This is a genomic window from Neoaquamicrobium sediminum, assembly GCF_040970315.1.
In the GTDB taxonomy this organism is placed as follows: Bacteria; Pseudomonadota; Alphaproteobacteria; order Rhizobiales; family Rhizobiaceae; genus Aerobium; species Aerobium sediminum.
In genome coordinates this window covers 1-12,083 of sequence record NZ_JAZHFV010000025.1, presented here as the reverse complement: position 1 = coordinate 12,083, position 12,083 = coordinate 1, and the positions used below count along the sequence as shown (strand labels likewise).

Below are 12,083 nucleotides of genomic sequence, written 5' to 3'. Positions count from 1 at the left end.
CTCGCTGGCGCACTTCCGGGGAAAACTTGTTCGTCGTCTTGCTCATGATGGCTCCACCTTCTCAGGAGTTGGAGCCTCCGGCAAACCCGGAGCGGTTCAAGGTGCTCCTTCAGCAGCGAGATATGGACAACGCCACACGTTTAAAGCTGGCCCTGGCGGATGACCGATTGGAACTCCACGTCCAGAGGATCGTGCCCCTGGGGTCTGACTCACACGGAAATTGGATGTTCGAGGTCCTTGCCCGGCTCCGCGATATTGACGGCCGCCTCGTTCCACCTGGATCGTTTATTCCTGCAGCTGAACGCTTCGGCCTCATTGACGACCTAGATCGCCACGTTCTCCAGAAGGCATTTTCGGGTCTTCAAGCAATGGAGGGGCCAGGGCGCAAGGCCACCTACTTCATCAATTTGTCCGGTACGACACTCGGGACAGATAGCTTCCCGGATTTCATTGCAAAGCTCCTAGCAAGCTACCCAGAGGTCGACGCGAGCCAGATATGTTTCGAGGTGACAGAAACTGCGGCCGTCCCCAATGTCCGACGTACGGCTGCATCGATGCGGCTCCTTGTCGAAAAGGGGTTCCGCTTCGCGCTAGACGACTTCGGAAGCGGGATGGCTTCGTTTTCTTACCTGAAACAACTTCCCGTTCAATTCGTGAAGATTGATGGGGAGTTCGTGCGGACCATACTCGAAGATGAAATCAATGCCATCATTGTAGCATCTGTCATTCAGGTTGCACGCAGCATGAACGTGCTTTCGATCGCAGAACACATCGAGAGCGAGGAACTCGCAGGCAAGTTGCGCCAAATGGGGGCGGATTACGGGCAAGGGTTTGCGTTGGATCGACCTGTGTCCATGGCAAGCGGGCAGCTCGGGGCCGAGGCTTTACAGGCTTTCACCCTCGATGAACGGTAGGCTGGTAAAAGGCTGTGGGGTAAGATGCGACATCCGCGGCTTCAGACGTTGCATGGACCTCAACTCGGTTGCGTCCACTCCGCTTGGCCACATAAAGCCAGCGATCCGCGATTTTGAACAACTGCTCGAACGTGCTGGTACGCCGATATGCCGCGCCGCCAATGCTGACAGATAGTGGCAGTCGGGTGCCCTCGACCACCAGAGTGAGGCCATCTACGCCCTTTCTTATGCGCTCAGCGATAGCGACTGTTTTGGGCAGTTCTACATCAGGCAGGAATACGGCAAACTCTTCACCGCCGATGCGGCCTAACAGATCGTTGTTGCGAACGCGTTCCTTAATTGCGCTGGCGATCAATTTAAGCGCGTCGTCCCCGCTCGCGTGCCCGAACTCGTCGTTCACCTTCTTGAAGTGATCAACATCGATCACCAGGAGAGCGCCGTCACTCGGCTGCTCTTGAGTCCGTTCGAGATAAGCTTCTACCAGGGTCGTGAAAGCAACCCGGTTCAAGCAAGAAGTCAGTCCGTCGGTTGATGCGACCACGGTCAGATTATGATGCGCGATCGCCAGCTCTCTTAGCTTGCTCAGAAGGAAGAAGAAAAAGGGTGGCGCAATGATCAGCGGGATGAGGATGTTGTTCGAGAATCGAGAGCCCCATTCCCAGGACATCGTTCGGAACGAGAAGCTGTCGATGATGATGGCAAGAATGATGCACACAGCAGTGCCTGCAACTGTGAGGACCACGACACGGCCCCAGCCTTGTCTAGACATATCCATCGCGCGAACCTCGTGAGCAGCCGCTTCGGTGAGTCATTACATATGATAGATAGAATTAACGTTCCATTTGGTTTGGCGCGACACATTGAACAGAACGGCACCCATCACGTCCCCAGGCGTCCTGAAGATCATGCGGACCTTCACGTCATTGAGGGGGCACCGAGAAGAGACCGAATGGCTTCTTCTGCTGAGCGGGTCTGATTCATCATCCTCCGCTTGCGAGCTAAGGCCCGGATGGTTCTCTGCTCCCTGCAGGCGGAGCGCCTCGATAGTCGGAACCATCGTCTGAGGCGCCAGCAGCATCTCCATGCCAATCGCTTTTGCGACATGATCAGCGTCGTGGCGTGCCGCTGCGTATCCGCTTCGAGATTACAGTAGCGGCCTTTCCCCGCAATGTCGTCTCCCACACGACGGACTGGCTATCCCGAGAAGCCGCGCTGATCCCTGAAGCGGTGACGGCGGTTAATCCGGTCAGTAAGGCCGTTTAGGCAGAAGGCGTACAGAACATCGGCTCCGATTACCTCGTCGTCGCGCCTGGGCTGGAGCTCGGCCACAGCGCCTTGGTGAGGCTGCCCAAGCGGCGCTGAACCGGCGCCTTCGGGCGGCGGATCGATTTCGCCTTCGACGACGCCGAAGGCACACCGCCTGGCGAACGTCCTTTCCGCTCTTCGGCCTGACGGGGGCGCTCCTCTGGATCGACAAGCGGCAGCAGAGACTGGGGGCGCCCAGTATCGACCGCGCATGCGCGGCGCATAGAGCGTGCCCGGATCATCGGGTCTTTCCATCGACTGCACCCGGCAACCAGACAACTACTGCAGAAGCGAAATGCTAGCTGCCTCGCAAAAGAGAGGCCGGCCCGAGGCCGGCCAACTCAATGGTGAGAAACGGCAGGGCTGCAATCCTGACGACCTCCCGCACCTCCAGCGATCGATTTGTTCCAACTAGCCGGCCGGATATATATATATATATACAAGACAGAAAAGCCCCGCCGTCTTCCCAGCAGCGGGGCTTTCTTGGACGCGGCGTCGGGGAGACGCCATCGTCGGCGGCTACGCTCGAGGGGGGCAAGAGGGCAAGCCGCAGTAGAGTAACTTCCCTACAGCCGAGAGGTTCCACGCTGCGATCCGGCGCCACCCTGCGAGAAATGGAGGCGGCGCGACTTCGGCGGGCGCCGCTCTTTGTTTGTCGCCGGCGTTGCCACAATTCGCCAATTTCGTACCCCCGTGAGGAATTTAGGACGTCTGGGTCGAAAAATGTCTGCCGTTCACGATCAGCGGGGAGCCGAGCCCTCACAAGCCGGTCTTCGGAGATCGCACCAGCTGAGAGATTGGCATTACGGATGGAAATCACCATCCAGCCAAACGGCGTCTTTGCATACCGCAGTCACACAATCTGCGTTTTCGCCTGTCCAGATTGACAGAGATCGTAAAATCTCATGTGTTGCGCGCACGATAATCTATGCTGTTGTGGGGCAATGGTCACGCCCGATCCTGCGGCGGTTGTGCTCCGTCATGCACTCTGGCGGGCGTTCCGCTCGAATCCCATCTTTCCCAACTTTGTCCAGACGTCGCGCGCCTGCTCGGAGTCCTCACCTTGAAGCATCTCGGCCATCCAGAGCAGCGCCCCATAAATCATGACGCGATCGTCGCTGGTGAGTTCGACGATACCCGCCTTGACGACGAGACCGCCGAGCTCGATCAGATGCCTTGTGCGCTTGCGGCGTTCGACCTGCCAGGAGCGCATGTCATGCCGCGCCCATGCGGCCTGACGGCGGTTTCGCGCTGCCTTGTTGCGCTTGAGTGCCGCCAATGTCGCCGCCAGCTGCTTGAGCAGGCCGCTGTGGCTGCCTTGTTCGCCGTGACTTGCCTTCGTAAAACATGGCTCCACGCTTCGCCCACACCTCGCGTTTGGCAGGGTCTTTTGTTTCTGCCGCCACGGTCAGCGCACCGGCCAGTTCCTCCGGGCTGAGACAGTCTGCTCCTGTCGCGATCACCAGTTCGCCGAGCCCAAGCACCTTGCGTGCCTTGAGCTCTTTTGCCTTGTCGTCGAGCGCCTTCAGCTCGGCATCAAAATCCCGTGGCTTGCGCATTCGGTTCTCCCAACGCTTGCGTTCTGGTCGATGGGAGAATGGTAATCGAGCGCGTCGCGGAAGGCTCCAGTGTTGCCGGGACGGTGTGGCACGGCGCGGTCCATCCCGAGACTTTTATGGTCGAGGGCGCGCTTATACGTCGTGCCGACGTGGGCTTTGCTGTGTAGATGGTCGGATCGCGATGGCGATCTATCATCTTCACGTCAAGGTCATTGGAAGGAAGGCTGGAAGCAGCGCGGTGGCCTCTGCTGCTTATCGTTCCGGCTCACGGCTGCGCGATCACCGGATCGAACGCAGCCACGACTTTACCGCCAAGCGCGGCGTCGTTCATTCCGAGGTGCTGCTGCCGGATGGTGCGCCGCAGGTCTGGTGCGACCGCGAGCGGTTGTGGAACGATGTCGAAGCCTTCGAGGTGAGGAAGGATGCGCAGCTTGCCCGCGAGGTCGAGTTCGCACTGCCGCGCGAGCTGAGCGAAGCGCAAGGCATTGCGCTTGCCAGGGACTTCGTACAGGCGGAATTCGTCGATCGCGGCATGGTCGCCGACCTCAATGTGCATTGGGACAGGGCAGAGGATGGAAGCCCCAAACCGCACGCCCATGTCATGCTCACCATGCGCGAGGTCATCGTTGATGGGGACGAGATCGGGTTTGGTGCAAAGGTCCGTGACTGGAACCGCACCGAGCTGATCGAACGCTGGCGACAACGCTGGGCGGAGCTTGCCAATGAGCGGTTGGCCGAACTCGACATTGATGCCCGTATCGACCATCGCAGCCTTGAAGCCCAGGGCATAAAGCTGGAACCGCAGAGCCAGATCGGGGCGCCGGCAAAGCGCATCGAGATCGGCGGTCTGGATGCCGGTGTTGAGGTTGGCATCCGAGACGCTGCCGATGTTGCTTCTATTGCCGATCGCGCCGAGCTCCATCGCGAGATCGCGCGCAACAATGGCGCACGCATCATCGCCGATCCATCACTTGCACTGGATGCCATCACACAGCAGCAGTCGACGTTCACCCGTCGCGACCTGGCGAAGTTCGCGCATCGCCACAGCGACGGCATCGAACAGTTCAATGCGGTGGTTGCCGCAATCGAGACCGCACCGGATCTCATTGAACTGGGCAGGGACGAACGCGATCAGCAGCGCTTCACCACACGGCAGATGATCGAGACCGAACAGCGGCTGCATCATGCTGCTGATGTGATGAGAGAGCGGGAGGGCAAAAGCGTTGGCGAAGCGCACAGGCTGGCTGCATTGGCCGATGCCGAACGGCGCGGTCTGTTCTTGTCCGAAGAACAGGCCGACGCACTTGCCCACATCACCGACGGACGCGACCTTGGTGTCGTCGTCGGTTATGCCGGCACCGGCAAAAGCGCCATGCTGGGTGTGGCGCGCGACGCCTGGGGCAGAGAAGGCTTTGACGTGCGTGGCGCAGCACTCTCCGGCATTGCCGCCGAGAACCTTGAGAGCGGATCGGGTATTGCCTCACGGACGATTGCCAGTCTTGAACATGGCTGGAGCCAGGGGCGAGAGCTGCTCACACGCAAGGATGTGCTCGTCATCGATGAGGCCGGCATGGTCGGCACGCGTCAGTTGGAGCGGGTGCTTGCCCATGCGCACGAAGTCGGTGCCAAGGTGGTGCTGGTCGGCGATCCCCAGCAGCTGCAATCGATCGAGGCAGGGGCTGCCTTCCGCTCCATCCATGAGCGCCATGGCGGCGTGGAGATCGAGACTGTACGGCGTCAACGCGAACACTGGCAGCGCGATGCTACACGCGATCTTGCAACCGGCAGGATACGGGACGCGATCGGCGCCTATGACCGCCACGACATGGTGCATGCGGCGCAAGGCAGGCAGCAGGCACGCCACGACCTGATTGATCGCTGGGATCGTGATCGGCAGACATCACCAGAAGCCAGCCGTATCATCCTCACCCACACCAATGACGAGGTGCGGGCGCTCAATGATGCAGCACGCAAACGCATGCGCGATGTCGGTGATCTGGGAGAGGACGTCGCCATAACCATCCAGCGCGCAGAGCACAGCGCTGCCGTCGAACGCCACTTTGCCAGTGGCGACCGCGTCATGTTCCTGCAGAACGAGCGTGGGCTTGGCGTCAAGAACGGAACACTCGCAACAATCACAACCGTCGATGCACGATCGCTGTCCGTGCGCACCGATGATGGCCGCTCCATCGACTTCGACCTCAAGGACTACAACCGCTTCGATCACGGCTATGCCGCCACCGTCCACAAGGCGCAGGGCATGACGGTGGATCGCACTCATGTGCTGGCAACACCAGGCATGGATGCGCACTCAACCTATGTCGCACTCTCACGCCATCGCAGTGGCGTCGACCTGCATTATGGCCAGGATGACTTTGCCACGCAGGACAGGCTCACCGGCACACTCTCGCGGGATCGCGCCAAGGACATGGCGTCGGACTATGACAGGGCCGATCCGGAACAGGCCTATGCCGAACGGCGCGGCATCACCTTCCGCACCCGGATCATGCAGATCATCCGCAACCGCATTCCCGAACGGCTGCGCGATACGGTCGACAGATTGCTCGATGGCTGGCGCTCGCCGGCAGAGGCAGAGCCTGGCCGGACCGGCAGAGCACACGGCATCGGCAACACTGGTCGTGAACGGGGAGGGGAGGTGCATGCGGCAAGGCCGGCGCCAGAAGTGGGAATACCTGATTCAGGAGCAACCGGACACGGGCGCCGTCTCGAACCACAATCAGGGCTGTCGATCGAAGACCGCGAGGAGGCTGTGCGTCATGCGCGCACCAAGGCGCTCGTGCGTCATGCCCGTGCAGTCGATGCGATCCTCACCCACGGCAATGCAGACGGCCTCGGTACAGCAGAACAGATGCGCGAGCTGAACGACGCACGCAGATCCTTCGAGACGGTTCGCCCGCATGGCTGGCGTGACGTTGAAGCAGCCTACGTCAAGCATCCCGAGCTCGTTCGCGAAGCAAGCACCGGCCGCCTTCAGCGCGCCATCCAGGCGCTCCAGCACGAGACGGAGCTACGCACCAGTCCGCAGCATCGTGCGGACCGCTTTGTCGACGACTGGCAAAAGCTGAAACAGACCAGCCAGCGCCAATACCAGGTTGGTGACATGACCGGCTACAAGGCAACCCGCCAGGCCATGGGCGACATGGCAAAAAGCCTTCAGCGCGATCCGCAGCTGGAATCGATCCTCGCCAGTCGCAAGCTTGAGCTCGGCATCAAGTTCGAGACCGGGCGCAGTCTTGGCGGCGAGCTTGCCTTTACCCATGGCATTGATCTGGGCAGAGGACTCGGGCTCGGCATCTGACACCCCCGCCGTTCTGCCGCCGATAGTACGCGAGCGTGCGATCCGTGGCGGCTCAGTGTTGCCGGCAGCGCATCAAAGGTCCTGGCTGGTCTCACCGAGGATCAGGAAAGCGAAGGAAGCCCCGATGCCGGAACCGGACCGCATTATTCGTCTCAAGACCGTCCTGGCTCGTACCGGGCTCTCCCGCTCGACCATCTACCGCAAGATCGCCGAAGGCACATTCCCGGCCCAGGTCAGGATCAGCATCAATGGCGCTGGATGGCGAGAGTCGGACATTAATTGCTGGGTCCGGGAACCCGCGGGGTGGCGGGGCGCGGGACGCGGCGATAGTTAGGATGGTGTACGGCAGTTGCGGGGCCGGATTCGGAGGATACGCTTCTGGCAAGCACAATTCGCAAAGCTGCCATCAGCGGTCGAACACGACGGGCGGCTTCCCCCTAAGCCAATCCCTTTCATTGGCCGACGCTGTAAAAAGTGCGCAAGAACAGAGCCGCCGGTTCGATCTCCATCGGAGGGACCTATGCAAGACGTCTCTTTCAGCAACAATAGCAGAGATAGGTCACTGCCCGCATTCTCCCGCTCACCGGGAAAGACGTTGCCGAATTTGAAGCCTAGCCTGACAAGTTCCCGCCGGTAATCTTTCCCATCGAAGGCGACATCATGGACAGTCGTGGAAACGGACGCTGTCGCCGATCGCGAGGGAGAGAAAATGAACACCCAGCATGTCATCGACGTCCGCGAGAATGGATATGCCGTCATCCGCGGCTTCCTCAACAAGGACGAAGTCGCCGATCTGCGCCGAGAGAGCGAGGCGGTCTACGCTGAGGGCCTGAAACACCACGCGACCTATCGCAATAAGAACCTCTATTTCGAGGTGGTCAACGATCCGGGAAACATCACCCGCACAGTGCCGCAGGCACACTGGTTCTCATGGATCAATCCGGCCTTCGAACAGTATCGCCGCAGCCAGAAGATCTTCGAGGTGCTGGCGCCCTTGCTCGGACCTGACATCAAACAGATCGCCAATCAGCTGCATTGGAAGGCGTCGGGCGGTAAGTATACCTACTACCGCATGCATCAGGACGTCCGTTTCCGCACCCGTCCCGAACTTTTCGCCAACCTCGACCGGTACTCGTTAAATCTCGGCCTTGCTCTCAATCGGCAGGACGCATCCAACGGCGCGCTGAAAGTGGTACCGGGCCACCATAAGCGGGGCTATCTCGGCCTTGCCGAGGATGGCGACGGAATCATGGTCGGTTCGACCGAACAGGGAGCGGAGCTGAAAGCCACTGGCATCGATCCGTCCGAGGTCGTGCAACTCGAAATGGAGCCCGGGGACCTGGCGATCTGGACGCTCTATACGATCCACGGCTCAGGTCCGAACGTCTCGAACGAACCACGCATACTTCTCATCGACAACTATGTGCGGGCGGAGGACTCGCCGGAGCGTGGTGAGTGGGCCTTTCGCGACGGCCGATCGGTGCCTCTCGGTGACGAGCCGGAGATCTGCAAATACGAGGCCCTGCGCGAGAATCCCGGCCCATTCTATGTCGAGGAGAGGTGGACCGACGAAGCCAAGGCCAGTCAGCAAGTGGCCAGCTGAAATCCAGCGATGGCAGGAGACCGGGCGCGCCCACTGCGGGATAGGCGCCCGGTCCGGCGCGAATCAATCGAGATCGGGGGAGAGTTCTCGCATGAGGAAGTCGATGAACGCCCGCACCTTCATGGCCACATAGGTCCGGTGCGGATAAAGCGCATAAATCGGGCTGGAGACCGGCTCGTGGTCCTCGAGCAAGGTCTCGAGACGGCCGTCCGCTATGGCGTCGCGCACCAGCAGGCTCGGCAGGTAGCCGATGCCGGCGCCGGCCACCGTCATCTGGTAGGCGGACTCTATGCTGTTCGTCGAGACGCGGCCCCTGATGGGGACGGAGATGCGTCCATCCTTCGAACCGAACGGCCAGCTGCCCATTCGCTTGGCGAAATTCGACAGCACGCAATTGTGGCTTGCGAGGTCCTGCGGAGATCGAGGCCGGCCCCGGGCGGCTATGTAGGACGGCGCCGCGCAGACATGGTTCCTCACCGTGCCGAGCTGCCGCGAGACGATCTCGGAATCGGTCTGCGCCTCGAACCGGATCGCGACGTCGTAGCCCTCCTCGACGATACCAACCACGTAGCGCGATGTCAGGTTGAACTCGATCGCGATCATCGGATTTTCGGCGAGGAAGGCCGGGATCAGCCGCGTAATGCGCGTGTGCGCAAGTACGTTGGAACAGGAGACGCGCAGCACGCCACGTATTCCGCGGTCGAGACGGCGGGTCGAATCCTGGACCTCCTCGACTTCCGCCAGCAGCACCTTGACGCGCTCGGCATATTCGCGACCGGCCTCGGTAAGGCTCATGCGCCGCGTCGTACGGTTGATCAGGCGGAGGCCCAGATCATCCTCGAGCTCCTTCAGCATCCTGCTCACCGCCGTCGTCGACATGGTGAGATCGCGCGCCGCAGCCGAAAGGCTGCCGAGCGCCGTGACGCGGTCGTAGACCTTCATCGCAACCAAAAGGTTCACCGGCTCCTCCACGGCATGCCCCGACGCGGGCTCATCAACCGCCACTGTCGGATCGGAATGTACGGAAAATCAACAGAGGGAGACAGAAAATGACACGCAAGCTTCACCCTGCCATCGGCATGTATTTGAGCGAAGCGCGCGAGGGGCGCTTGAGCCGCCGCGAATTCCTGGCGACCGCGAGCGCATTGGGCGCCTCGACTGTCGCGGCCTACGGTCTTCTTGGCCTGGCTGCTCCGTCGCCTGCCTCCGCCGAAGAGCCCCGCAAGGGCGGCATCGTCCGCGTGTCGATGCAGGTCATGGCACTGGAGGATCCGCGCCTGTTCAAGACCTCTCAGATGGGCAATATCGCCATGCAGTTCATCGAACCGCTGGTGCGCTGGAAGCCCGACTTTACCTTCAAGCCGATGCTGCTTGAAGGTTGGGACGTCAACGGCGACGCGACAGAGTACGTTCTGCACGTACGCAAAGGCGTGAAATGGTCGAATGGCGACGACTTCACCGCTGAGGACGTCGTCTTCAACATCACTCGCTGGTGCGAGACGGAGGTCGCCGGCAATTCGATGGCCGGGCGCATGGGATCGCTGATCGATGCAGACACCAAAAAGGCACGCGGTGGCGCGATCGAGAGCCGCGATGCCCACACCGTTGTGCTCAAGCTGTCGCGTCCTGACATCTCTATCATCCCTGCGATGACCGACTACCCGGCGCTGATTGTTCACCGCGGCTTCGACGTCGCGAAGGCAACGTTGGCGCAGGCGCCAATCGGCACCGGGCCGTTCGAACTGACCAATCATGAGGTCGGCGTGCGGGCCTCTGTGCGCACGCGCCCAGAAGGCTCGTGGTGGGGCGGCGAGGTGCATCTCGATGGAATCGACTGGATTGACTACGGCACCGAAACGGCTCCGACGCTCGCTGCCATGGAATCCGGCGAGATCGATCTGACGGCGCAGACCCAGTCCTACGACGTCGACGCGCTTGACGAGATAGGCATGAAGAAGTCCGAGGTCGTAACCGCGGCGACTATCGTGCTGCGCACCAACGTGAATGCCAAGCCCTATGACGACAAGCGCGTGCGCAACGCCATCCAGATGGCCATCGACAACGACGCGGTGCTGAAGCTCGGCATCGACGGCCAGGGCGAAGTAGCCCAGAACCATCATGTCGGGCCGATGCACCCGGAATATGCCGAGCTGCCGCCGATCAAGCGCGACATCGAGAAGGCGAAGGCAATGCTCGCCGAGGCCGGCCAGCTCAACTACGAGTTCGACATCATCTCGGTCGAGGCGGACTACCGCAAGCAGAGTTCGGACGTCTTCGCGCAGCAATTGCGGGAAGCGGGCTTCAAGGTGAAACGCACGGTGATCCCGGAGAGCTCGTTCTGGAACGACTGGACAAAGTATCCGCTCGCCACAACCAACTGGAATGCCCGGCCGCTCGGTATCCAGACCTATGCACTTGCCTATAAGACAGGGACGGCGTGGAACGAGACGGGGTTTTCCGATCCGGACTTCGATGCCCTGATCGAGAAGGCCAACTCCATTGCCGACGCCGACCAGCGCCGGTCCCTGATGAAGCAGCTGCAGGAACGCCTGCAGGATTCTGGCATCGTCGTCCAGCCTTACTGGCGAAAGCTCTTCTGCCACATGAGCCCCAAGCTGAACGGCTATCAGATGCACCAGGCCTACGAGCAGGATTTCACGACCGCGTGGCTCGCCGCCTGATTGACGTATTGCGTTAAGCACGGGCGGCCGCGTCACGCGCGGCCGCCCTCGTCTTCGCTGATCGCATAAGGTGACAACGGGCAGGTGACCTTCTCTGGGCAAGTGGCGCAGTTGCGCCCGCACGGCGAGGTCGAAACGCTAGATGCGGGTGACTGTTTTGCTCCCTTGCCCTGCACATCAAACTCGAACATCGATCCCTCCCATTTCGTATTCTGAGCTAAGGTAACTGGCACCCTCAGATGCGCTAGCCTTCCAGTCAGGGAATGATAGTTGCGAAGTTCGGGACAATCTCTGTGGGCTAGGGAGTGGAGACGGGCAAATTTGCCTGCCCGCTTTGGGGCCGACAACGGACTGTCCGGTTTTGGGGATCGCCACTCGGTAAGCTGCCATTCTGCCTCCGACCCCATCTCGGCCGCTACGGCATGGATTGCGATCTCCTGGAATCTGCCATTCGCCACAGCGATGCTCTTCGGCCCAGTCGGGGCCGTGGAACGGACTGCCAGCTCTGCGCCTCGGATCTTAAAAAGCGGACGTTCAAGACTTACCGGGCGCCAGCCTGTGTGGTGAACATCTCACATCTTCGGACGTCACCTCGAAACGAACGATGGTGTCCCACCGCGTGGTGTAGCTGGCGGCATTGGTGGCCGCGCTCTCCGGCTTGGCCGGGCTGATCAGCGCGCCACTGCGGGCAGGCTGATGAGC

The 12,083-nt window shown here is 60.9% G+C and carries 10 protein-coding genes; 5 read left to right on the top strand and 5 right to left on the bottom strand.

The window, feature by feature from the left end; all coding sequences use genetic code 11:
* A partial coding sequence (locus V1479_RS25940) for an EAL domain-containing protein (RefSeq protein WP_368805367.1) occupies nucleotides 1–914 on the top strand: 914 nt, incomplete at its 5' end.
* Here the strand turns inward: V1479_RS25940 and V1479_RS25935 are convergent.
* The 3 genes from V1479_RS25935 to V1479_RS25925 all read right to left on the bottom strand — a co-directional run bounded on the left by V1479_RS25935 (nucleotide 895) and on the right by V1479_RS25925 (nucleotide 3,778).
* On the bottom strand, nucleotides 895–1,689 hold the full coding sequence (locus tag V1479_RS25935) for a GGDEF domain-containing protein (RefSeq protein WP_368805366.1): 795 nt from the start codon (nucleotides 1,687–1,689) through the stop codon (nucleotides 895–897). The two genes, V1479_RS25940 and V1479_RS25935, sit on opposite strands and share 20 nt — an antisense overlap.
* Before the next feature lie 1,509 nt (nucleotides 1,690–3,198).
* Nucleotides 3,199–3,432, bottom strand: coding sequence for a conjugal transfer protein TraD (locus tag V1479_RS25930; protein WP_368805364.1), 234 nt, complete (start codon nucleotides 3,430–3,432; stop codon nucleotides 3,199–3,201).
* A 1-nt stretch (nucleotide 3,433) separates the two neighbouring features.
* On the bottom strand, nucleotides 3,434–3,778 hold the full coding sequence (locus tag V1479_RS25925) for a conjugal transfer protein TraD (RefSeq protein ID WP_368805363.1): 345 nt from the start codon (nucleotides 3,776–3,778) through the stop codon (nucleotides 3,434–3,436).
* A 181-nt stretch (nucleotides 3,779–3,959) separates the two neighbouring features.
* Between V1479_RS25925 and traA the strand changes: the two genes are divergently transcribed.
* The 3 genes from traA (at nucleotide 3,960) to V1479_RS25910 (ending at nucleotide 8,700) form a co-directional block, all read left to right on the top strand.
* Nucleotides 3,960–7,097 (top strand): Ti-type conjugative transfer relaxase TraA, encoded by a 3,138-nt coding sequence (gene traA / locus V1479_RS25920; RefSeq protein WP_368805362.1) that lies wholly within the window; start codon nucleotides 3,960–3,962, stop codon nucleotides 7,095–7,097.
* Between the two features lie 124 nt (nucleotides 7,098–7,221).
* On the top strand, nucleotides 7,222–7,431 hold the full coding sequence (locus V1479_RS25915) for a helix-turn-helix transcriptional regulator (RefSeq protein WP_368805361.1): 210 nt from the start codon (nucleotides 7,222–7,224) through the stop codon (nucleotides 7,429–7,431).
* A 375-nt stretch (nucleotides 7,432–7,806) separates the two neighbouring features.
* Nucleotides 7,807–8,700, top strand: coding sequence for a phytanoyl-CoA dioxygenase family protein (locus V1479_RS25910; protein ID WP_368805360.1), 894 nt, complete (start codon nucleotides 7,807–7,809; stop codon nucleotides 8,698–8,700).
* A gap of 63 nt (nucleotides 8,701–8,763) precedes the next feature.
* On the opposite strand, the gene V1479_RS25905 is transcribed toward V1479_RS25910, so the two are convergent.
* Nucleotides 8,764–9,660: a LysR family transcriptional regulator gene (locus tag V1479_RS25905; protein WP_368805359.1), complete on the bottom strand. Its 897-nt coding sequence runs from the start codon at nucleotides 9,658–9,660 to the stop codon at nucleotides 8,764–8,766.
* Nucleotides 9,661–9,749: 89 nt separating this feature from the next.
* On the opposite strand from V1479_RS25905, the gene V1479_RS25900 reads away from it, so the two are divergent.
* Complete coding sequence (locus V1479_RS25900; protein WP_368805358.1) at nucleotides 9,750–11,381, top strand: ABC transporter substrate-binding protein; 1,632 nt, start codon at nucleotides 9,750–9,752, stop codon at nucleotides 11,379–11,381.
* Nucleotides 11,382–11,413: 32 nt separating this feature from the next.
* On the opposite strand, the gene V1479_RS25895 is transcribed toward V1479_RS25900, so the two are convergent.
* Nucleotides 11,414–11,572, bottom strand: coding sequence for a hypothetical protein (locus tag V1479_RS25895; protein ID WP_368805357.1), 159 nt, complete (start codon nucleotides 11,570–11,572; stop codon nucleotides 11,414–11,416).
* Nucleotides 11,573–12,083: the final 511 nt, after the last annotated feature.